This window comes from Pseudomonas sp. P116, from assembly GCF_020149425.1.
Classification (GTDB): domain Bacteria; phylum Pseudomonadota; class Gammaproteobacteria; order Pseudomonadales; family Pseudomonadaceae; genus Aquipseudomonas; species Aquipseudomonas anatoliensis.
Genome location: NZ_JACVHB010000002.1, coordinates 779190 through 801407 on the forward strand (window position 1 = coordinate 779190; position 22218 = coordinate 801407).

The 22218-nt window shown below is 60.1% G+C and carries 21 protein-coding genes and 2 pseudogenes; 12 read left to right on the forward strand and 11 right to left on the reverse strand.

The annotated features are described in order from the left end of the window. The first annotated feature begins 202 nt into the window (after positions 1-202). From ICA15_RS09860 to ICA15_RS09870, 3 genes are all read left to right on the forward strand, one after another. Positions 203-1162, forward strand: a complete 960-nt coding sequence (locus ICA15_RS09860; protein WP_150605314.1) for a nucleoside-specific channel-forming protein Tsx — start codon at positions 203-205, stop codon at positions 1160-1162. A gap of 132 nt (positions 1163-1294) precedes the next feature. Beyond that, positions 1295-1522, forward strand: a complete 228-nt coding sequence (locus ICA15_RS09865; protein ID WP_034154602.1) for a DUF6555 family protein — start codon at positions 1295-1297, stop codon at positions 1520-1522. Between the two features lie 39 nt (positions 1523-1561). Beyond that, positions 1562-1834, forward strand: a complete 273-nt coding sequence (locus ICA15_RS09870; protein WP_210553134.1) for a hypothetical protein — start codon at positions 1562-1564, stop codon at positions 1832-1834. Between the two features lie 23 nt (positions 1835-1857). Here ICA15_RS09870 and ICA15_RS09875 read toward each other — a convergent pair whose 3' ends face one another. The 3 genes from ICA15_RS09875 to ICA15_RS09885 all read right to left on the reverse strand — a co-directional run bounded on the left by ICA15_RS09875 (position 1858) and on the right by ICA15_RS09885 (position 3928). Continuing rightward, on the reverse strand, positions 1858-2025 hold the full coding sequence (locus ICA15_RS09875) for a metallothionein (protein ID WP_080896040.1): 168 nt from the start codon (positions 2023-2025) through the stop codon (positions 1858-1860). A 958-nt stretch (positions 2026-2983) separates the two neighbouring features. After that, the gene (locus ICA15_RS09880) at positions 2984-3439 is read right to left on the reverse strand and encodes a DMT family transporter (RefSeq protein WP_150618284.1); all 456 of its coding nucleotides are present in this window, start codon (positions 3437-3439) and stop codon (positions 2984-2986) included. Positions 3440-3442: 3 nt separating this feature from the next. Continuing rightward, positions 3443-3928 carry a DMT family transporter gene (locus tag ICA15_RS09885; RefSeq protein ID WP_150592418.1) on the reverse strand — a complete coding sequence of 162 codons (486 nt, stop codon included), beginning with the start codon at positions 3926-3928 and terminating at the stop codon, positions 3443-3445. A gap of 112 nt (positions 3929-4040) precedes the next feature. Between ICA15_RS09885 and ICA15_RS09890 the strand changes: the two genes are divergently transcribed. Next, the gene (locus ICA15_RS09890; RefSeq protein WP_150605318.1) at positions 4041-4976 is read left to right on the forward strand and encodes a LysR family transcriptional regulator; all 936 of its coding nucleotides are present in this window, start codon (positions 4041-4043) and stop codon (positions 4974-4976) included. A gap of 114 nt (positions 4977-5090) precedes the next feature. Here ICA15_RS09890 and ICA15_RS28575 read toward each other — a convergent pair whose 3' ends face one another. From ICA15_RS28575 to ICA15_RS09900, 3 genes and pseudogenes are all read right to left on the reverse strand, one after another. Continuing rightward, positions 5091-5912: a methyl-accepting chemotaxis protein gene (locus tag ICA15_RS28575; RefSeq protein ID WP_411959652.1), complete on the reverse strand. Its 822-nt coding sequence runs from the start codon at positions 5910-5912 to the stop codon at positions 5091-5093. Positions 5913-5996: 84 nt separating this feature from the next. Beyond that, positions 5997-6773: pseudogene (locus tag ICA15_RS28580) on the reverse strand (cache domain-containing protein); the annotation flags it as partial. Between the two features lie 193 nt (positions 6774-6966). Beyond that, the gene (locus ICA15_RS09900) at positions 6967-8283 is read right to left on the reverse strand and encodes a Na+/H+ antiporter family protein (RefSeq protein ID WP_150605320.1); all 1317 of its coding nucleotides are present in this window, start codon (positions 8281-8283) and stop codon (positions 6967-6969) included. A gap of 1567 nt (positions 8284-9850) precedes the next feature. On the opposite strand from ICA15_RS09900, the pseudogene ICA15_RS28585 reads away from it, so the two are divergent. After that, positions 9851-9997: pseudogene (locus ICA15_RS28585) on the forward strand (HAMP domain-containing protein); the annotation flags it as partial. Positions 9998-10099: 102 nt separating this feature from the next. Further along, complete coding sequence (locus tag ICA15_RS28590; RefSeq protein WP_390896377.1) at positions 10100-10855, forward strand: methyl-accepting chemotaxis protein; 756 nt, start codon at positions 10100-10102, stop codon at positions 10853-10855. 172 nt (positions 10856-11027) lie between these two features. Here the strand turns inward: ICA15_RS28590 and ICA15_RS09910 are convergent, their stop codons facing one another. The 4 genes from ICA15_RS09910 to ICA15_RS09925 are packed head-to-tail and all read right to left on the reverse strand — an operon-like array spanning position 11028 to position 13629. Then, on the reverse strand, positions 11028-12341 hold the full coding sequence (locus ICA15_RS09910) for a sensor histidine kinase (RefSeq protein WP_210553137.1): 1314 nt from the start codon (positions 12339-12341) through the stop codon (positions 11028-11030). Then, positions 12338-13006 (reverse strand): response regulator transcription factor, encoded by a 669-nt coding sequence (locus tag ICA15_RS09915; RefSeq protein WP_042560088.1) that lies wholly within the window; start codon positions 13004-13006, stop codon positions 12338-12340. The genes ICA15_RS09910 and ICA15_RS09915 overlap by 4 nt, the downstream gene beginning before the upstream one ends. 3 nt (positions 13007-13009) lie before the next feature. Beyond that, positions 13010-13321, reverse strand: a complete 312-nt coding sequence (locus ICA15_RS09920; RefSeq protein WP_150605323.1) for a PepSY domain-containing protein — start codon at positions 13319-13321, stop codon at positions 13010-13012. Beyond that, entirely contained in the window at positions 13321-13629 is a 309-nt protein-coding gene (locus tag ICA15_RS09925) for a PepSY domain-containing protein (RefSeq protein ID WP_150605324.1), read from the reverse strand. The genes ICA15_RS09920 and ICA15_RS09925 overlap by 1 nt, the downstream gene beginning before the upstream one ends. 236 nt (positions 13630-13865) lie before the next feature. Here ICA15_RS09925 and ICA15_RS09930 point away from each other — a divergent pair, with 236 nt between their 5' ends. From ICA15_RS09930 to codA, 5 genes are all read left to right on the forward strand, one after another. Continuing rightward, positions 13866-14945 (forward strand): patatin-like phospholipase family protein, encoded by a 1080-nt coding sequence (locus tag ICA15_RS09930; RefSeq protein WP_210553138.1) that lies wholly within the window; start codon positions 13866-13868, stop codon positions 14943-14945. Positions 14946-15030: 85 nt separating this feature from the next. Beyond that, entirely contained in the window at positions 15031-15387 is a 357-nt protein-coding gene (gene queD / locus ICA15_RS09935; protein ID WP_007915588.1) for a 6-carboxytetrahydropterin synthase QueD, read from the forward strand. A 199-nt stretch (positions 15388-15586) separates the two neighbouring features. Beyond that, the gene (locus tag ICA15_RS09940) at positions 15587-16399 is read left to right on the forward strand and encodes an alpha/beta fold hydrolase (RefSeq protein WP_210553139.1); all 813 of its coding nucleotides are present in this window, start codon (positions 15587-15589) and stop codon (positions 16397-16399) included. A gap of 236 nt (positions 16400-16635) precedes the next feature. Continuing rightward, positions 16636-17907 carry a cytosine permease gene (gene codB, locus ICA15_RS09945; RefSeq protein WP_210553140.1) on the forward strand — a complete coding sequence of 424 codons (1272 nt, stop codon included), beginning with the start codon at positions 16636-16638 and terminating at the stop codon, positions 17905-17907. A 14-nt stretch (positions 17908-17921) separates the two neighbouring features. Further along, positions 17922-19169 (forward strand): cytosine deaminase, encoded by a 1248-nt coding sequence (gene codA, locus ICA15_RS09950; protein WP_210553141.1) that lies wholly within the window; start codon positions 17922-17924, stop codon positions 19167-19169. Between the two features lie 156 nt (positions 19170-19325). Here codA and ICA15_RS09955 read toward each other — a convergent pair whose 3' ends face one another. Further along, complete coding sequence (locus ICA15_RS09955; protein WP_210553142.1) at positions 19326-20306, reverse strand: diaminopimelate epimerase; 981 nt, start codon at positions 20304-20306, stop codon at positions 19326-19328. Between the two features lie 295 nt (positions 20307-20601). Between ICA15_RS09955 and ICA15_RS09960 the strand changes: the two genes are divergently transcribed. Further along, positions 20602-21753: an MFS transporter gene (locus ICA15_RS09960; protein WP_150605330.1), complete on the forward strand. Its 1152-nt coding sequence runs from the start codon at positions 20602-20604 to the stop codon at positions 21751-21753. Positions 21754-22218: the final 465 nt, after the last annotated feature.

Consider the following 22218-nt stretch of genomic DNA (forward strand, 5'->3'; position numbering starts at 1 on the left):
ATGCGGCACGCTGCGATCTTTTGATGTTGCTTGTGAACATCAAGATCAAGAGATCGCAGCGTGCCGCAGCTCCTACAGGGCCGCAGGAAGAAAACTGGTACGCCTTATGCAAACGTTTGCGAACCGTCAATCACGGCATTTTCGCCACACATCTGCCAGGCCCAAAAAATTCGGGCCTTGATCCGCAAAAAAAGGACTTTGCATGCACGTCGCTTCCCTTCTTCGCGCGCCCCTATCGCGCACGTTTGCTGTTTCCTTGCTACTGACTGGCGTTACCGGAGTTCTCAGTCAAAGCGCATTTGCGCAACCGGCTCTGCCCGACGACTCCGCCCAAGGCGAAACCCTCAGCCCTGAAGCCAGCCCGCCGAAAAAAGGCGCTTACCTGTCGGACTGGTACAACCAGGACCTGACCCTGATCGGCAGCAAAGACATCAGCTTCGGCCCGCAACCGGCCGACGACATCTACCTGGAATATGAATACTTCGGGCGCAAGGGCCCGTTCGAGCTGTACGGCTATATCGACGTGCCGAAAATCTTCAACATCGGCAACAGCCACGACAAAGGCGTTTGGGACCACGGCTCGCCGGTATTCATGGAGCACGAACCGCGGATCTCCATCGACTACCTCGCCGGCCGCAGCCTGGCTATCGGCCCGTTCAAGGAATGGTATGTTGCCTTCGACTGGATCTACGACCACGGCAGCCGCAAAGAAAATCGTGCCAACACCCTCTACAGCGGTTTCGGCACCGACATCGACACCCATTCGCGGGTCAACCTGTCGGCCAACCTGTACGGGCGTTACCAGTGGGAAAACTACGGCGCGAGCAACGAATATTCATGGGACGGCTACCGCGCGCAGCTCAAGTACATCATCCCCATCGACAAATTCAGCAACGGTGCCTCGCTGACCTACATCGGCTTCACCAACTTCGATTTCGGCTCCGACATCCACAAGGACAACCCGGCACGCACCGCCAACGCGACGGTGGCGACCAACGTGTTGCTCTACTCCTTCACCCATTTGCGCTTCACCCTGGTCGGGCGTTATTTCCACAACGGCGGCAACTGGGAGGACGGCAGCGAGCTGAATTTCGGCGACGGTAATTTCCGCGCGCGTTCGAATGGTTGGGGGTATTACGCGGGGATCGGGTATCAGTTCTGACCGGTAAGTGATCACTGGATCGCAGCCATCGGTAGCTCCCGTCAGATCGGGGTAGATACCGTCGGACAATCCGAGTGAATTTTCCCGGTGCGCCGCGATCCTTCTATTACCACAGGGAGGAATACGGGCTTTATGAACAACGCAAAACTTTATGTCATCGACTACACCCTTCACGGCACGCCCAAGTCCTTCATTATCCGCTCGGACAAGATGGACAACGCCGAGGCTTGGCATTGGGCGAGTTGCGACGCCGGCGTAGGCCGGATCCCGCGTTTCGGTCGGGAAAAGGTGCAGAAGACCAGTAAACCGATGGCGGAAAAATTCGGCGTGGAAAACGTCGTCTGGCGACCGACCAGCTAAGCTGCGCACAGTAATCGACATCATTCGGGGGAATGCACAATGACCCACCTCATTAGCCCGGCACATCTGGATTACGGCCTGGACAGTTTGTTCGGGCGTATCACCAAAAGTGTCGACTGCCCGGTAGGACTTGAACCCGTCGAAGATAATCCGTTTCGCTTCGCGCTGAGGGTGCCGGCACCGTTGCCTGAAGATCTTGAGCAGGCGAAAACCGTCGTGGTCAGGGTTGACGGTCGATTGCTACAAGGTACGGTGCGCCATACCGAGCGGCTGGAAGATGACAGCCTGAAACTGGAAGTGGAGCCTGATTAGGCTCCACTTTTTTATGGGTACGTTTACTTGGGATGCGCGCACTGGCAGCCCTTGCTTGAACATTCCTCGCCCCCCTTGTGGTGGTGGGCGCAGGCCTCGCAGCAGTAGTGCTTGCCGTGCACAGCGTACGCATGCTCGCCGTCTTTGATGGTGCATTTACATCCGGGACAATCGCATTTTCTATCAGGCATGGGACAGACTCCTTGGGTTGTGGTTGTCTGAGGCTTGAATGCAAGCCGTAAACAACAGTGTAGGAGCTGCCGAAGGCTGCGATCTTTTGATTTTGTTTGTGTTTGGTTTTTGGTTTTTGGTTTTTGGGAGTTGTGAGCATATCCGTTGCTACGGGTGTTGCGGCTGGCGGTTTCGCTCTTACAGCGAGTCCCTTTTTCAAACGCCAAAAAGGAACCAAAAGGCTTTGCCCCCGGCGTACGGCACTTCGCTGAGGCTCAGTGTTCCCTCGCTACGGCGTCCATCCGGGGGCATCGCCTACGGTTTGCTTCGCTGCACCTCCTCTCGATGTATGCGGCTTCGCCGCACGGCGCTGCGCGCCTGCCCCCCGGATGAACACCTCCGCTCGGCCTGCCGATGGGGGCTAAGAGCAAGAGCAACATCAAAAGCCAGATCAAGAGCCCCTCACCCTAGCCCTCTCCCGGAGGGAGAGGGCTAGGGTGAGGTGTTTGGCAGAGCTATGCCGACCTGGGATACCGAGTCGAACTCAGATTCTGAAAGCCTCACAAATCGGCTCCCTCTCCTCGGGGAGAGGGCTGGGGTGAGGGGTGAATCCAACACCGAACAAAAGCCGACCGCATGCTCTCCCACTACTCAACACAATGAGCGTTAGCTCGAGTGCAGCTCTTGATCTTGATCTGGAAGCCCGTCGGAAGGCTGAGTGAAGGGATTGATCCGGGGGTGGGAGCGCAGCGACCGTTTGGCGCAACCAAACACATCGAGAGGAGGTGCAGCGAAGCAAACCGGAGGCGATGCCCCCGGATCAATTCCGCAGCGAAGGAACCCGAGCCACAGCGAGGGCCGTACGTCAGGGTAAAGCCTTTTTGGTTACTTTTTCGGCGTCTGGAAAAAGTGACCCGCCGTAAGGGCGGAACCCTAAGCAGCCATCACCGCAGCAACGGATATGTACACCAAAAACAATCAGTCAGAAGACCGAACACTACTGCGATACATAAAAACCAAAGCCAACCCCAAACAACCCATCGCCAAAACCCGACTCGAAGAAAGCTCAATCGCCGGATTCCCCAACCAGCCAAAATTATCAATCAACATCCCCATCCCAAGCTGCCCGACAATGACAGCCACAGTCGCCACAGCCGTCCCCACCACAGGCACCGCGCCCACCATCACCATCATATAAACCACCCCAAACAGAGCCCCCATCAACTGCCACTTGGGCACATCCAGCAGACTCACCGCCTGCGCCGGCTCAAAAAACAAAATCAACAACCCGGTCACCACCGCACCCACCACAAACGTCAGCAAACTGCTGCGCAATACACCAACGGTTTCACCCAAACGCCCATTGATCGCCGCCTGCACACTCAACACCGCGCCGGCCAATACCACCACTGCCAACAAAATAATCAAACTCATCACTCACCCCCGCGCAATCAAAACCAGTGCCACCACAATCAACCCCAACGCCAGCCAACGCTCAGCGTTAACCTTCTTGCGCGTCGCCCCGAACCAGCCGAAATGATCGATCAAGACACTCTTGCCGACCTGCCCGGACAGAATCGCGATCATCGTCATCGCAATACCGATATGCGGCGTCGCCAACGTCAAAACCACCACATACATCGGCCCCAGAAACCCGCCGATCAACTGCCAGCGCGGCAGATCGGTGAACGCAGGGCCCTTTTGCGGGCCGGCGAACAACAGCAGCAAGAACAGAATCGCCGAGCCGACGCCAAAGATGCTCAAGGTCGCCCACAAATGTCCGACCTGCACCCCCAACGGCCCGAGCAAACCCGCCTCCACCGACAGCCCCATGCCCGCCAGAATCACCAGCGGCAGCAACAACAAACGCAACCACGGCCTGGCCACTGGCGCGCTAACACTCACCTCATCCAACGTCTGCATAACCAAAACCTGTGCAAGTAAACGATGGCGCGGATTATCGACTGGCTTCGCTGTGCGATAAATGGGAGCGTCCGGACAACACTTTTGCGCAACTCGCACAGCAGGATGACCCATGCACGGGCTCAATGAACTCGGTTTCAAGGCACTCAGACTGTTTGTCGCAGTGCTCGACCACGGCAGCTTCTCCGAAGTCGCCCGTCGCGAGGGCGTGGCGCCCTCCTCCATCTCGCGGCAGATCCAGTTGATGGAACAAGCGCTGAACCAGCAATTGCTCTATCGCCACACGCGCGCAGTCACGCCGACCGAAGCCGGGCGCATGCTCGGCCACCATGCGCGCCTGGTATTGGTGCAACTGGAAGAAGCCGAACAAGCCTTGCAGGAACAGCAAAGCGAACCCACCGGCCTTGTGCGGATCAACGCCCCGGTGGTGTTTGGTCAACGGCATCTGACGCCGTGGCTCGGTCAGTTGTGCGCCCGTTACCCGAAGCTGCAACTGGACATTCAGCAAACCGACCATTACGTCGACCCGTTGCAGGAGGGTGCAGACCTGCTGTTTCGCATCGGCCCGCTGCACGATTCAAGCATGCAGGCGCGGATAATTGCGCCGCACCGCTTTCAGGTCGCCGCCAGCCCGGCCTACCTGAAACGTCACGGCACACCGCAACATCCCGATGATCTCGCACGACATCAGTGTCTGGCCTACAAAGGCGCGACTGGCTTGCAGCGTTGGTTTTTCCGTCAGGATCAAGGCGACTGGACGCCCTATTCGGTGAGGGGGCCGATCACCGGCAACCACGCCGACACCCTCACCCAGGCTGCCGAACAGGGGCTGGGGTTGGTGATGTTTCCGTCATGGCTGATTGGCGAAGCGGTGCGCGAAGGCACGCTGGTGCCAGTGCTGGGCGAATATCAGGTGTCGAACAGTCTGGAACCGCAGCAGATCGCGGTGCTGTGGCCGGGGAGCCGGCGGTTGTCGGTGAAGGTGCGGACGGTGATTGATTTCTATGTCGAGTGTTTTGGCGAAGTGCCTTACTGGGACAGACCTTGAGGACTACACCATCCCTGTAGGAGCTGCCGCAGGCTGCGATCTTTTGATCTTCTGAAAAGCAAAATCAAAAGATCGCAGCCTTCGACAGCTCCTACAGGGGTTTGTGTACGGCTCCTAGATTCGGAACTGTCCAACAAGCTTGCCCAACCGCTGGCCGAGATCCGCCAGACTGCGCGAAGTCTGCGCCCCCAGCTGCGTTTCATCCGCCACGCTATCCACCGCCACCGCAATCTGATGCACGCTGCGGTTGATCTCTTCGGCCACCGCCGTCTGTTCTTCGGCAGCGCTGGCAATCTGCGCGTTCATCGAGTTGATGGTCGCAATCAATTCCGCCATCGCGTCCAGCGAAGCCCCGGCCTGATTGGCTTGCGCCGATGTACCGTCACCCGCCTCGCTGGAACGGCGCATCGCCTCGACCGCCGATTGCGTGCCCGCCTGCAAGCGATCGATCATCGCCTGAATTTCCTGGGTGCTGATCTGCGTACGACTGGCCAGCGCACGCACCTCATCCGCCACCACTGCAAACCCACGCCCGGCCTCACCGGCCCGCGCCGCTTCAATTGCCGCGTTCAGTGCCAGCAGGTTGGTTTGCTCGGCAATCGAACGGATCACCCCGAGCACGCCGACAATCGAACTGACGTCCTGTTGCAGGCTGTCCAGCGACACGCCACTGCTGCGGATGTCATCCACCAGCGCATGAATCTGTTTGATGCTGCCCGCGACCACGCGTTTGGCGCTCTGGCCTTCTTCGTCGGTCTGCTGTGCGGCCACGGCGGCGTTCTGCGCGCTCTTGGCGACTTCCTGGGCGGCGGCGGACATTTCGTTGATCGCCGTGGCGACCTGATCGGTCTCGTGGCGCTGACGCTCCATCGCCTGATCCGAACGCTGGGCCTGATCGGAGACCTGCGTCACCAACCCGGTCAGTTGCGTGGTCATCTCGGTGATCTGCCGCACCAGGCCATGAATCTTGTCGACGAAGCGATTGAACGAGCCGGCCAGTTCACCCAGTTCGTCCTGGCTGGTGATGTTCAGGCGGCGTGTCAGGTCACCCTCGCCTGCTGCGATGTCATCGAGGTTGGCTTTCATCTGGGTCAGCGGACGCAAAATGGTATTGGCCAGCAGCATCCCCACCGCCGCAATAACGAGCAGCACCACCACCGCCACGCCGACGATGCTCAGCACCACGCCTTGCATGCGTTCCTGCACCTGCGTTTCGACCAACGCCACTTGCGCTTCGATGCCGTCGAGGTTGACCGAGGTACCGACCGCCATGTCCCACTTCGCGAGGTATTCGGTGTAGCCGAGTTTCGGCACCAGCACCTTCGCGTTGCCCGGCAGCGGCGAGCTGTATTGCAGGTAATGCGTGCCGTCCTTCGCCACTTTCACCAGGCCGAGGTTGACGTAGACGCCATTCGGATCGCGGTTGTCCTTGAAGCTTTTGCCCACGCCTTCGGGATCGTTGGCCTTGAACAGGCGCACGGTTTCGGAGTCGTAGCCGAAGAAGTAGCCGTCCTTGCCGTAGCGAATCCCCGACAGCAATTTGATCGCCTGCGCGCGCGCCGCTTCATCGCCGGGGGCGGCAGCGTCGTACAGCGGTTTGATCGTGGTCATGGCCACGGCGACGTAACTTTGCAGAGTGGCTTTGGCGTCGCCGAGCAGGCGCTCGCGAGTCTGTTCGACCTCTTCGCGCGCCTGTTCCTGAAGAATGAACAGCGTGGTCAGGCTGATGACCAGCGCAAAGAGCAATACCGGGAGGACGGCGAGGGAGAGGACTTTAGCCTTGAGGCTCAGGCGCATTGGGGGTGCTCACTCTTTTGGTTTTATTGGCGTGGTTAAAGGCTTTAACGGCACGCCAGGTCAAAAGTTGAGTCAGCAGACACCTCATCACCCTGTGGGAGCGGGCTTGCCCGCGATAGCGGTGTGTCTGCCACATAATTGTTGAATGTGTCGACGCCATCGCGGGCAAGCCCGCTCCCACAGGGTTCAGCGGTTACAACACCATCGCGGCCACCCAGCCGAACGCCAGCAGCGGCAGGTTGTAGTGCAGGAAAGTTGGCACCACGGTGTCCCAGATATGGTGATGCTGACCGTCGATGTTCAGGCCGGAGGTCGGGCCCAGGGTCGAGTCCGAGGCCGGCGAACCGGCATCGCCCAGCGCACCGGCAGTGCCGACAATGCAGACGATGGCCAACGGGCTGAAGCCCAGTTGCACGCACAGCGGCACGAAAATCGCCGCCAGAATCGGCACCGTGGAAAACGACGAACCGATGCCCATGGTCACCAGCAATCCGACCAGCAACATCAACAGCGCACCCACGCCCTTGCTGTGATTGATCCACGACGCCGACGACTCGACCAGGGTTTGTACCTGCCCAGTGGCCTTCATCACTTCGGCGAAGCCTGAGGCGGCGATCATGATGAAACCGATCATCGCCATCATCTTCATGCCTTCGGTGAACAGATCATCGGTGTCGCGCCATTTGACGATGCCCGACACCGAGAAGATCAGGAAGCCCACCAGCGCCCCGATAATCATAGAGTCGAGCAGCAACTGCACGATGAACGCGGCGGCAATCGCCACGCCGGCAATCATCAGGCTCAGCGGGTTGTACTGCACCGCCACTTGCTCGACCTGCTCGATCTTCGCCAGGTCATATACGCGCCGCTTGCGGTAGCTGATGAAGGCCATCGCCAGACCGAACACCATGCCCAGCGCCGGAATGCCCATGGCATGGGTGACGTTGATGCCGCTGATGTCGACGCCGCTGCGTGCAACGTTGGCCAGCAGAATTTCATTGAGGAAGATGTTGCCGAAACCCACCGGCAGAAACATGTACGGCGTGATCAGACCGAAAGTCATGACGCAGGCGATCAAGCGGCGGTCGAGTTGCAGCTTGGTCAGTACATAAAGAAGCGGCGGAACCAGCAACGGAATGAACGCAATGTGGATCGGCAGAATGTTCTGCGAGGCAATCGCCACCACCCACAACAGGCCGATCAGCAGCCATTTGACGTTGCCGCCACCGGTACTGTGCTGGCGGTCGACCATCGCCAGCGCCTTGTCGGCCAGCGCATGGGCCAGGCCCGACTTGGCAATCGCCACGGCGAAAGCGCCGAGCAATGCGTAGGACAACGCCACCGTCGCCCCGCCGCCCAAGCCGCTGTTGAACGCCTTGAGCGTGGCATCGATGCCCAGACCACCGGTCAGGCCGCCAACCAGCGCGCCGACGATCAAAGCGATCACCACGTGCACGCGGGACAGGCTGAGAATCAGCATGATGCCAACCGCCGCTATGACTGCATTCATTTCATTACCTCAAAAAACACTGCGGTGGAAAACCGACCGCCAGACAGGATGAGTCCGCCAAAGGTCAACCGGCGGATTGCAAAGAGGGTCTTATTAGAAGGGCGCGCACTGTGCCGCAGAGTGGCGGTGGTGTCAAAGCAAGCGACCGAATCACGACGCAGCACCCGATGAAGAACCGTGTAGGAGCTGCCGAAGGCTGCGATCTTTTGACTTTGTTTTTTCGCATCGAAAGATAGATCGAAAGATCGCAGCCTTCGGCAGCTCCTACAGGGGATAAATCCCCTCGCCACAGAATCAGCCTCATCAACGGGTCGCAGCCATAACCTGCGGCAATCCGCCATATTGTGTTTGCGGGATAAAGAAAGCCGTTTTACGGCCGCTACAGTGCAAAGTCTCAGATACTTATCGAAATAAGGACGTCTCCATGTCGCTCAGACAACTTTCCATCCAATGGAAAATCACCCTGCTCGCCGGGCTTTGCCTGGCCGGTATCGTGACCCTGTTGGTGGGTCTTTCGCTGTATCGCATGGAGCACAGCTCCGCAATGGTGAAAGCCTCCAGCATGGAGATGCTCACCGAATCGGCCCAGGCGCGCATCGAATCCCAGGGCGAGGTGCAAGCCGCCGGCATTCGCCAGCAGTTCATGGACGCCTATCAATACGGCCATGGTTTCTCGCGTCAGGTTTTGTTCCTGCGCGAGCAGGCCGAAAAGCGCTTCCTCGATGCCTTCGACCTGCGTGAAGACATGACTCGTCAGGTCAAGTCCGCGCTGCAAGCCAACCCGGACTTGCTCGGCCTGTCGCTGGTGTTCGAAGCCAACGCGCTGGACGGCAAGGATGAACTGTTTGCAGGCCAGGCCGAGCTGGGCAGTAACGACAAGGGCCGCTTTGCCCTGTACTGGTCGCAGCCGACCCCGGGCAAGATCACCTCGATGGCCCTGCCGGAAAGTGACATGGCCGACACCAGCACCGGCCCCAGCGGTCAGGCTGCCAACGCCTGGTTCACCTGCCCGCGCACCAGGCTCAAACCCTGCGTGATCGAACCGTACTTCTATGTGATCGACGGCCAGAACGTGCTGATGACCAGCATCGTTTTCCCGCTGATGGTCAACGGTAAAGTCATCGCTTCGCTGTCGGTCGACATCAACCTCAACAGCCTGCAAGCGATCAGCCAGAGCGCCAGCAAAAAGCTCTATGACGGCCAGACCGCCGTGAGCATCATCAGCCCTGTCGGCCTGCTTGCCGGCTACAGCCCGGATGCCGGCAAACTCAGCCAGCGTCTGGACGCCGTGGATAAAACCAGCGGCGCCGAACTGCTGCGCCAACTGGCTTCCACTACCAACGTCAGCAGCCTGCACAGCAACGGCCAGTTGAAAGTGCTGTCGCCGTTCCAGCCGATTCCCGGCGGACCGTCGTGGGCGGTGCTGCTGGATGTTCCTGAAAAAGTGCTGGTGGAACGCGCCGAAGCGCTCAAGCAGCAACTCGATGCGAGCAACAACACCGGCACACTGATCGAGTTGGGCCTCGGCGTTCTGGCGGCGTTAATTGGCCTGCTGCTGGTGTGGCTGATGGCGCGCAGCGTGACCCGACCGATCCTTGGCGTGGCGCACATGCTCGAAGACATTGCCAGCGGTGAAGGCGATCTGACCCGGCGCCTGGTGTACGACAAGCAGGATGAACTCGGTCAACTGGCCGGTTGGTTCAACAAGTTCCTCGACAAGTTGCAGCCGATCATCGCCGAAGTGAAACGCTCGGTGCAGGACGCGCGAAACACCGCCGACCAGTCCTCGGCCATCGCCACGCAGACCAGCGCCGGCATGGAACAGCAATACCGTCAGGTCGATCAGGTCGCGACCGCGTCCCACGAAATGAGCGCCACCGCGCAGGACGTCGCCCGCAGCGCAGCGCAAGCGGCCGAAGCTGCCAAGGATGCTGATCGTGCCACGCGTCAGGGCCTGACCGTGATCGACCGCACCACCGCCAGCATCGACACCCTCGCCGCCGACATGAGCGCGGCAATGGTGCAAGTCGAAGGCCTGGCCGCCAACAGTGAGAAAATCGGCGCGGTGCTGGAAACCATCCGCGCCATTGCCGAGCAAACCAACCTGCTCGCCCTCAACGCCGCGATCGAAGCGGCCCGTGCCGGTGAAGCCGGACGCGGTTTTGCCGTTGTCGCCGACGAAGTCCGCAACCTCGCCCGCCGCACGCAGGAGTCGGTGGAGGAAACCCGTCAGGTCATCGAACAGTTGCAGAGCGGCACGCAGGATGTGGTCGGCTCGATGAGTAACAGCCATCGTCAGGCGCAGGGCAGTGTCGAGCAGGTGGGCCAAGCGGTGACGGCGCTGCGGCAGATTGGTGATGCGGTGACAGTGATCAGCGACATGAACCTGCAGATTGCCAGTGCCGCTGAAGAGCAGAGCGCGGTGGCAGAAGAGATCAACAACAACGTGGCGACGATTCGCGATGTGACTGAGTCGCTGTCTGGGCAAGCGAACGAGTCGGCGCGGGTGAGCCAGTCGCTGAACAGCCTGGCGAATCAGCAGCAGAGTTTGATGGATCAGTTTCGCGTCTGATTCGAAGAATCTGATGCGGCTTGCTTGTTCGAGCTACAGCGGTTCACCCAGAAACGCACTCCCCCTGTAGTAGCTGCCGAAGGCTGCGATCTTTTGATCTTGATCTCTTAAAAACAAGATCAAAAGATCGCAGCCTTCGGCAGCTCCTACAGGGTTTGTGCAAGGGTTCAGGTTATCGCCGAGGCAGCTGAATCTCCACCTTCAACCCTCCCCACTCGCTCTCGCCCAACACCAACGTCCCGCCCCACGTATCGACGATATCGCGCACAATCCCCAGCCCTAAACCATGCCCGTCAGTCTGCTCATCAAGCCGTGTCCCGCGACTGAACACCTGAGCGCGTTGTTCGGCAGGAATCCCCGGCCCATCATCCTCGACGCTCAAGGCAAACCCGTCAGCGCTCTCGACCACGCTCAAACGCACTTCGGCATCCGCCCATTTGCAGGCGTTATCCAGCAGGTTGCCCAGCAGCTCCAGCAAGTCCTCACGATCCCACGGCAATTGCAGCCCCGGCGGCGCCAAGTAGCTCAACGCCAGATGCTCGCCGTGGATCATGTTCAGCGTCGCCAGCAATCCCGGCAGTTCGGCATCGCAATCAAACAGCGCACCCGGCAACGCATCACCGGACAGTCGCGCGCGATTGAGTTCACGATTGAGCCGTTGCTGCACCTGTTCCAGTTGTTCCTTGAGGATCTTGCGCAGCTCGGGATGACCATCGAGTTTTTCGCTCGACGCCAGGCTCAGCAGCACCGCAAGCGGCGTTTTCAGCGCGTGGCCGAGATTGCCCAGCGCATTGCGCGAACGCTTGAGGCTGTCTTCGGTGTGCGCGAGCAAATGGTTGATCTGCGCCACCAGTGGTTCCAGCTCCACCGGCACCTGATCGTCCAGTTGCGAGCGCTGGCCCTGCTGCAACTGAGCGATTTGCTCACGCGCCTTTTCCAACGGACGCAGCGCGCGACGTACGGTGAGGCGTTGCAACAACAGAATCAGCAGCAAACCGGCCAGACCGAGACCGAGTCCGATCTGGCGCATGCGTTGGAAGCTGTCGTTCACCGGCGTGTAATCCTGCGCGACGCTGATGGAGATCGACTGGCCCAATCGGCGATAGTCCGAACGCAGCACCAGCAATTTCTGGCCGTCCGGGCCCAATTGCAGATTACTGTGCAGCCCCGGATGCTCGAGCAGCGGCAGGTCCTGATCCCACAACGAGCGCGAGCGCCAGTGGCTGTCGGCAAAATCGATGCGGAAATAATGCCCGGAGAACGGCCGTTGATAGGCTGGCGACAGGTGACGCTCATCCAGCTGCAAGCCCTGCGGGCCGCGCACCAGCGCCACCAAAAGGCTCTCGCTGTCGTTGCGCAATCCGGCTTCGAGGTAGCGTTGCAAGCCCATTTCGAACAACCACAGGCTGGTTTGCGCCAGCACCAGACCCACCACCACCATCACGCTGATCAAACCCAGGCTCAAGCGGCGCTGGATCGACCTCATGAAGCTTGCCCGCCGAACAGGTAACCCTGACCGCGACGGGTTTCGATGACGCTTTTGCCCAATTTGCGGCGCAGGTGATTGACGTGGACTTCGAGGACGTTGGAGTCACGCTCGGTCTCGCCGTCATAGAGGTGTTCGGCGAGGTGGCTTTTGGAAAGAATCTGCTCAGGGTGCAGCATGAAATAGCGCAGCAGACGGAATTCTGCGGCGGTCAGCTGGATATCGGCACCGTCGCGCGTCACGCACTGACGGCCCTCGTCCAGATGCAGGCCGGCAGCCTTGAGCGTGGTTTGATTGGCCTGGCCCTTGGAGCGGCGCAACAGCGACTGCACCCGCAGGTGCAGCTCTTCCGGGTGGAACGGTTTGGTCAGGTAATCGTCAGCGCCGGCCTTGAGGCCCTCGATGCGTTCAGCCCAGGAGTCGCGCGCGGTGAGGATCAACACCGGGATCGCCAACCCGCCCGCGCGCCACTGCGCCAGCACCTCAAGCCCCGGCACACCGGGCAAGCCGAGGTCGAGGATGATCAGGTCATAGGGCTCGCTGCTGCCCTGATACACCGCATCGCGGCCGTCCGCCAGCCAATCCACCGCGTAACCTTGACGTTGCAGACCGGCGATCAACTCGTCGGCCAGCGGTACGTGGTCTTCCACCAGAAGCAAGCGCATCGATCAATCTTCCTTGTCTTTCACGAGTTCACCGGTATCGGCCTTCAGGTGCAGCTCGCGCGCGACACCCTCGGCCGTCAGCAACTCGACTTCATAAATGTAGACGTCGTGTTTCTCTTCCAGCTCGACTTCCAGCAATTTTGCCCCGGGATAGCGATCCATGGCCTGCTGCAACACTTGCTCCAGCGGCAGGATCACCCCGCGCTGACGCAGCTTCAGTGCCTCGTCCTGATCGAGGTCGCGAGCCATCGCCGACGAACAGGAAATCACAAGCGCCAACGCAGCAAGGCTGGTGGCGCGAACATTAACCTTCATTACGTATCCTGATGATCCTTGAGAACCTGCCCACTGACCGCGTCTAATTCCAGATCCCAGTTCAGCCCCTGTGGATCACGCAGTTCGACCTGGTAGATGTACTTGCCGTACTCCTCTTCCAGCTCGGTTTCGGTGATGGTCGAACCCGGGTGTTTGGCCAGTGCCGTGGCATTGAGCTTCTCGAAGGAGACGATAGTACCAGCGTCGCGCAACCGCAGGGCTTCATCAGGGCCCAAATCGCGGGCATGGGCGAGGCTGGCGGTCAGGCCGAGGATCGAGACGAGGGACAGGGCAGTCAGGGTTTTCATGGGTATCTCCGTATTTTTATGTGTTGCCTACTGCCGGCACCTTAACGGGATGAACTTAACTGAAACTGAATGGCCATCATTGTGCCCACCAAACTCGTTTCCCCTGTAGGAGCTGCCGCAGGCTGCGATTTTTTGATCCTGCTTTTTTAAAGTCAAAAGATCGCAGCCTTCGGCAGCTCCTACAGGGATCGCAACATGTGTTTATAATTCTTCGCTTGCTAACGATCGAGACCGGTATGACTGCCATCCACATCAAGTTCCCTGCCCTCACCCTCAAGGCTGGCCCTCGGGCCATGGCGCGGATTCGTGCGCAAGGCCTGAACGCTGCCGACGTCGGCACCCTGCCCGGCGCGGCCGGTGGGCCGAAGGCGCTGGGGATTCAGGGGCTGGATCTGGCGTTGTTCGGTGAGTGGCTGCCGAGCGCGCCGCGCGAGCGTTCGCTGATCGGGGCTTCGGTCGGTTCCTGGCGCTTCGCCAGCACCTGTCTGCCGGACGCCGCCGAAGGCATCCGTCGCCTCGGCCAGCTCTACGCCGAGCAGAATTTCAACAAAGGCGTGACCATGGCCGAGATCAGCCAGAGTTCACAGCGCATGCTCAATGACCTGCTCGACGGCCGCGATGCGAGCATCCTCAACAACGCCGATTACCGCTTGAACATCATGGTGGTGAAGAGTCAGGGGCGTCTGGCCGATGATCATCGTGGTCGACTGGGGCTGGCGCTGGGCTCAGTAATTGCCGATAACCTGCGAGGCCGCGCACGGCTGTCGCGGCACTTCGAACGGTTGATCATCCACGATCCGCGCCTGGCGCCGCCGGTCAATGCGTTGAACGACTTTCCGTCACGCTTCGTCGCGCTCAATGCCGGCAATCTGCGTCAGGCGCTGCTGGCGTCGGGTTCGATACCGATGGTCATGGAAGGCGTGCGTGATCTGCCGGGCGCCGGTGCCGGGACGTTTCGCGACGGAGGCCTGCTCGACTATCACCTCGACTTGCCCTACAGCGGCGACGGTATCGTGCTCTATCCGCACTTTACCGACCGGGTGATTCCGGGCTGGTTCGACAAGACGTTGCCGTGGCGTCGTGCTTCGGTGGAGCGCTTGCAGGACGTGCTGTTGCTCGCGCCGTCGAAGGAATACCTGGCGCGCCTGCCCTACGGCAAACTGCCCGACCGCAACGACTTCAAGCGCTTCATGGGCGATGCGCCGAGCCGGCAGAAATACTGGCACGCGGCGATGGACGAGAGCCGCCGATTGGGCGACGAGTTTCTCGAACTGGCTGCCAATGGTCGCCTCGCCGAGCGCTTGCTGACCCTTTAGTCAGCACGGCCAAACACAAGCTGGTAAACTCGCCGCCTGCCCGAATCGCTGCGGCGAACGCCATCTGAACAGAGCTGAAAACACCGTGGAAATCTTCAAGGAATTTACATTCGAATCCGCCCACCGCCTGCCGCACGTCCCGGACGGCCACAAGTGCGGGCGTCTGCATGGCCACTCGTTCAAAGTGGCGCTTCACCTCAGCGGTGACCTCGATCCGCACACCGGCTGGATCCGCGACTTCTCCGAGATCAAGGCGATTTTCAAGCCTCTGTACGAGCGTCTGGATCACAACTACCTGAACGATATTCCCGGTCTGGAAAACCCGACCAGCGAAGTGTTGGCCAAATTCATCTGGAATGAAATGAAGCCACTGCTGCCGGAGCTCAGCGCGATCCGCATTCATGAAACGTGCACCAGCGGTTGCATCTATCGCGGCGAATGATCCAACACAGATCCCCCTGTAGGAGCTGCCGCAGGCTGCGATCTTTTGACTTTGATTGTTAGAACCAAGATCAAAAGATCGCAGCCTTCGGCAGCTCCTACAGGGGATTTGTGTTTATTCAGGGAAATAGAGAACAGCCGCCCCGGCTGTTTTTTTACGCCTATGCTTCTTGGCTCAAACCCGCCAAGAGGACAGGCCCATGACGGACTGGCTGCTCGATCAGGTCTTTGATTTCCATGGCCGACAGGTACGTCATGCCGTGCGCGGCGACGGCCCGCCGCTGGTGTTTGTGCATGGCACGCCCTTCTCTTCCTACGTGTGGCACCGCATTGCGCCGCATTTTTTCGCCACGCACCGGGTGCACTATTTCGATTTGCTCGGCTACGGGCGCTCCGAGCAACCTGATGCGGATGTGTCCCTCGGCATACAAAACCAACTCCTCGCGCAATTGCTTGAGCACTGGAATATCCAACGTCCCGACATGGTCGCCCATGACTTCGGCGGCGCCACCGCGTTGCGCACGCATCTGCTCGATGGCAAGGACTACCGCAGCCTGACGCTGATCGATCCGGTGGCGCTGGCGCCCTGGGGTTCGCCGTTTGTGCAGCATGTACGCCTGCATGAAGCAGCCTTCAGCGGACTGCCCGATTACATTCAGCGCGCCATCGTGCCGACCTATATTCGCGGGGCGATTCACCGCGAGATTCCCGATGATGAATTGGCGCCCTACGTGCAGCCCTGGCTCGGCGATCCGGGCCAAGCGGCGTTCTATCGGCAGATCGCGCAGATGGATGAGCGCTATACCCGTGAAGCTGAAAGTTTGTACTCGGCGATCCGTTGCCCGGTGCAGATTCTCTGGGGTGAAGAGGATCAGTGGATCCCGATAGAACGTGGGCTCGCGTTACACAACATGATCCCCGGCTCACAATTCCACCCAATCGCCAACGCCGGCCACCTCGTCCAGGAAGACGCCCCTGAAGCCATTATCGCCGCCCTGCTGCGATTTCTCTGAGCCCAGTAATTCCCCTGTAGGAGCTGCCGAAGGCTGCGATCTTTTGCCCTTGATCCCCAAAAACAAGATCAAAAGATCGCAGCCTTCGGCAGCTCCTACATAGGGCTTCGGTTTCGTCAGGTGCACTGCTTTCGAGCCGAAAATTCCTGACTCGTCTATACATAACCGCGCCAACCGCGATTGGCACGACCACTGCAACCCTCCCCGCGTCTTCCTCTTTCAGCAAGGACCGCCCCATGACGCAAAACGATTCCGGCAACGATTACCCCCTCAGCGAAGTCCCCCTGCATGCGCGCAAAGGCCTGGCCTCCACGGCGATGGTGTTGCTGGGTTTTACCTTCTTCACCGCGACCATGTTTGCCGGCGGCAAGCTCGGTGTGGCGTTCGGTTTCGCCGAATTGATGGCGGTGATCATCGTCGGCAATCTGCTGCTCGGTTTGTATGCGGCAGGCCTGGGTTACATCGCTTTCAAAAGCGGCCTCAACTCGGTATTGATGGGGCGCTTCTGCTTTGGTGAAGTCGGCAGCAAGCTCAGCGACCTGATCCTCGGTTTCACCCAGATCGGCTGGTGCGCCTGGGGCACGGCGACGGCGGCGGTGGTGATCGGCAAGTATTTCAACCTCGATGAGGCCACGGTCCTCGGGTTGATGGTGCTGTTCGGTCTGATGTTCTGCGCCACTGCCTACGTCGGTTATCGCGGGCTGGAGATTCTGTCGTACATCGCTGTGCCGGCAATGATGTTGCTGCTGATACTGTCGATGTGGGTGGCGACGGTGAAAGTCGGCGGTTTCGAGGGATTGCTGAGCGTTGTGCCCAGTGGTTCGCTGGACTGGTCGACCGCCATCACCCTGGTGTTCGGCACCTTCGTCAGCGGCGCGACGCAGGCGACCAATTGGACGCGCTTCTCGCGTTCGGCAAAAGTTGCAGTACTGGCGAGCCTGATCGGGTTCTTCATCGGCAACGGCCTGATGGTGCTGATCGGTGCCTACGGCGCCATCGTCTATCAGCAACCGGACGTGGTTGAAGTGTTGCTGTTGCAAGGTTTCGCCATGGCCGCGATGGCGATGTTGCTGCTGAACATCTGGAGCACCCAGGACAACACCATCTACAACTTCGCCGTCGCCGGTTGCAACCTGCTGCGCACCGGGCGGCGCAAGACCGTGACGTTGGCTGGCGCGGTGATCGGTACCCTGCTCGCCCTGCTGGGCATGTACGACATGCTGGTGCCGTACCTGATCCTGCTCGGCACGGTGATCCCACCGATTGGCGGCGTGATCATGGCCGACTTCTTCTACCGCTGGCGCGGGCGCTATCCGCGTCTGGCCGACGCACGGCTGCCGGCCTTCAACTGGCCGGGCCTCGGGGCCTACGGGGTCGGTACCGTCGCGGCGTTCAGCTCGCCATGGGTCGCGCCGCTGGTAGGGATCGCTGCTGCCGCGCTAACGTATGTCATCTTCACCGCAATACTCGGCGCCCGCAGCGCCAGCGCGCCACTTCAAGACTTATAAGAAGGATTTGCCTGATGCACATCATCAACGCCCGACTGCGCAACCAGGAAGGTTTGCACGAATTGCACCTTGAAGACGGGCTGATACGCAGCATCGCCCGCCAGACCGAAGCCCCGACCCTGGGCCCCGAAGACCTTGACGCCGGCGGCAATCTGGTAGTGCCGCCCTTCGTCGAGCCACACATACACCTCGACGCGACCCTCACCGCTGGCGAGCCGCGCTGGAACATGAGCGGCACGCTGTTCGAAGGCATCGAATGCTGGGGCGAACGCAAGGTCACCATCACCGAAGAAGACACCAAGATCCGCGCAAAAAAAACCATTCAGACGCTAGCGGCTCACGGCATCCAGCATGTGCGCACCCACGTCGACGTCACCGACCCGCAGCTCACCGCACTCAAAGCCATGCTCGAAGTGCGCGAAGAAAGTCGACACCTGATCGACCTGCAAATCGTCGCGTTTCCGCAGGAAGGCATCGAGTCGTTCCGCAATGGTCGAGAGCTGATGGAAGAAGCCATCCGCATGGGCGCGGACGTGGTCGGCGGGATCCCGCATTTCGAGTACACCCGCGATCAAGGTGTGAGTTCGGTGAAGTTCCTGATGGACCTGGCCGAGCGCACCGGATGCTTGGTCGACGTACACTGCGACGAAACCGATGACCCGCATTCACGCTTCCTCGAAGTGCTCGCCGAAGAAGCCCGCAGCCGTGACATGGGGTCGCTAGTCACCGCCAGCCACACCACGGCGATGGGCTCTTACGACAACGCCTACTGCGCAAAACTGTTCCGTCTGCTCGGCCATTCCGGGATCAGTTTTGTCTCGTGCCCGACCGAGAGCATTCACCTGCAAGGGCGATTCGACAACTTCCCGAAACGCCGTGGCGTGACCCGCGTGAATGAGCTGCTCGAAGCCGGAATGAACGTATGTTTCGGCCAGGATTCGATCGTCGACCCGTGGTATCCGCTGGGCAACGGCAACATCCTGCGCGTGCTTGAAGCCGGGCTGCACATCTGCCACATGCTCGGTTACCGCAACCTGCAAAGTGCGCTGGATCTGGTGACGGACAACAGCGCCAAAGCGATGAATCTGGGCGAGCGTTATGGCCTGGAACAGGGGCGACCGGCAAACCTGCTGATCCTCTCGGCGGACAGCGATTACGAAGTCATCCGCAGTCAGGGCTTGCCGCTGTATTCGATTCGCGGCGGTGAGGTGTTGATGAAGCGGCAGATGCCGGTGGTGGAGTTCAGCAGCAATCTGAGCTGACAACGCTCCCTGTAGGAGCTGCCGCAGGCTGCGATCTTTTGAGGTTGATTGTAAAAAACAAGATCAAAAGATCGCAGCCTTCGGCAGCTCCTACAGGGGTTTGCGCTGAACACGCCAATGTGGGGTTCTGGCTTGCCAGCGATGGCAATTTCGGATTCAGCGTATCAATCGCGCCGTACCAAACAATCTGACGCCGACCAATTCCCCGTGCTCTTCTTCAAGCAAAATCGGCGCCGTGCCACCGGGCATCACCACGTGAACTTGCCCAGCAGCGACCCAACCAACTCGCCACGCCGCGCAGGCCACCGCACTGGCGCTGGTACCCGAGGAAGCGGTCGGCCCTTCGCCGCGTTCGAACACCCGGGCGACGATCCGCTGCCCGGACTCGCGCACCGCCCATTGCAGGTTTACACCCGCCGGGCACGGAACTCCCGCGCCGGTCGGCATGGCGTAGGCGATTCGGGTCAAGCCTTCGCTCAGCGGTGATTCGCGCATTTGCTCGTTACTCGGCAATGCGCCAGCGTCTGTCAGCAACGTCACACAATGCGGATTGCCGATGCGCACGAACTGGCTGTGGTGCCACGCCGGATCGAGTTGCGCCAAGGGCTGCACATGGCTTACGGCACGCCCATAGAACTCGCCGCTTCCAACGTTGAGCGCTCCGACCGCACCCGCGCCGAATCCGGGTTGGCCGAGATCGAGCCAGAAACCTTTCACACCTTCGACTTCCGCCGGTTTTACCGAAGTCTCCAGCGCATCACCCTTGTCGTGATGGACGCTTAATAGCGCCCCTTGTTCCGGCATCAACCCTTGTTCGGTCAGGGCTTGCGAGAAGATCGTCAAGCCATTGCCACTGCGCTCGGCGAGGGTGCCGTCGGTGTTGACGATCAGCACGTCAAACGGCGGCGAGTTCTGGAACGGGCCGATCAGCAAGCCGTCGCTGCGGTGGGATTTACTGTTCGGCGGGCGCTGACCTTCGGGCCAGTCACAGCACAGCGCGATGGCCGCCTCACTCCATGCCTTGCGCGATGACGCACATTCGGTCGCATTCGCTGGCAAATCGATCCCCGCTTCACGCAACACTTCAGGCGCGACCACCCCATAGATATTGCCCCGCGCATCGTAGAACTGCGTCATCACCTGTCCTTGTATTCCCGTTATCGAGAAACTCACTCTAAACCACGATCCCCTGTAGGAGCATTCGAGTGAAACGAGGCTGCGATCTTTTGATTCTGGTCTTCAAAATCAAGATCAGAAGATCGCAGCGTGCCGCAGCTCCTACATGGGTAAGGTGCTGGGTCGAACAAATCGCGATGTGTGGTGTTCGGCACAGGTTAGGATGTCGACTAAACGGCCCCGAATACCTGTGATCGAACCTCGACGCTCAATCACTGTCCCTCGGGGACGCGATGTATTTTTGCCAAGGATCGATATGACCAGCCTCAACCCCCAAGACACGTTCGTCCCCGGACGCTTGCAACAGATGTCCACGCGCATCGCTTTTTTCATCGCCGGCCTCGGTATTGCCGCGTGGGCGCCACTGGTGCCTTACGCCAAGGCGCGCGCCGGGCTCAATGAGGGCACGCTGGGATTGTTGCTGTTGTGCCTCGGGGTCGGTTCGATTCTGGCGATGCCATTGGCGGGGATTCTCGCCACGCGGTTCGGTTGCCGACGCGTGGCCACCGGCGGCACGTTGCTGATCTGCGCGGCGTTGCCGTTGCTGGCCACGGTGTCTTCGGTTCCGGCGCTGATCGCCACGCTGTTCATGTTCGGCGCCGGGCTGGGCACGGTGGATTCGACGGTGAACCTGCAAGCGGTGATCGTCGAGCGCGCCAGCGGCAAGAACATGATGTCGGGTTTTCACGGCTTGTTCAGCCTCGGCGGGATTGTCGGCGCGGCGGGCGTCAGCGCCCTGCTCGGTCTCGGTCTGTCGCCGCTGGGTGCGATGCTGGTAGTGGTTGCGGTGCTGATCGGCGCATTGTTCAAATGCGTCCCGCACATGTTGCCGTATGGCAGCGAAAGCTCGGGCCCGGCATTCGCGGTGCCTCACGGCATCGTGCTGTTTATCGGCGGGATGTGCTTCATCGTGTTCCTCACCGAAGGCGCGGCGCTGGACTGGAGTGCGGTGTTCCTCGCTCAGGAACGCGGGATCGACACGGCGTATGCGGGTTTGGGTTACGCGGCATTTGCCCTGACCATGACCGCCGGCCGCTTGATGGGTGACCGGATTGTGCGCAGTGTCGGGGCGACGCGGATCATTCTGTTTGGTGGTTTGTTGGCGGCGGCAGGCTTGTTCCTGGCGACGTTCGCGCCAAGCTGGCAACTCGCTCTGGTCGGTTATGCGCTGGTCGGTGCCGGTTGTTCGAACATTGTGCCGGTGCTGTACACGGCGGTGGGCAAGCAGACGGTGATGCCGGAAAGCATTGCGGTGCCGGCGATCACTACGTTGGGTTATGCGGGGATTCTGGCGGGGCCGGCGGTGATCGGGTTTGTCGCGCACGCCAGCAGTTTGAGTTTTGCGTTTGGGCTGATGGCGGTGTTGTTGGTGGCGGTGGCGATTGGCGGGAAGGTGTTGAAAGTCTGAACCGAGTGCACCTGCCAGATCCCGAACTGTGTGGGGGTTGCTGAAGGCTGCGGTCTTTTGATTTTGTTTTTTGGGGGTTGGGTTTGGGGTTTGGGGGCATATCCGTTGGTGCGGGTGCTGCCGCTGGCGGTTTCGCCCTTACGGCGAGTCACCTTTTCCAAACGCCGAAAAGGTAACCCAAAAGGCTTTGCCCCGGCGTACGGCACTTCGCTTAGGCTCAGTGTTCCCTCGCTACGGTGTCCATCCAGGGGCAGTCGCCTGCGGTTTGCTTCGCTGCACCTCCTCTCGATGTATGCGGCTACGCCGCACGGCGCTACGCGCCTACCCCCCGGATGAACACCTTCGCTCGGCCTGCCGAAGGGGCAGAAGATCAAAAACACAAGCCAAAGCCAAAGCCAAAGCCAAAGCCAAAGCCAAAGCCAAAGCCAAGCAGATCAAAAGATCGCAGCCTTCGGCAGCTCCTAC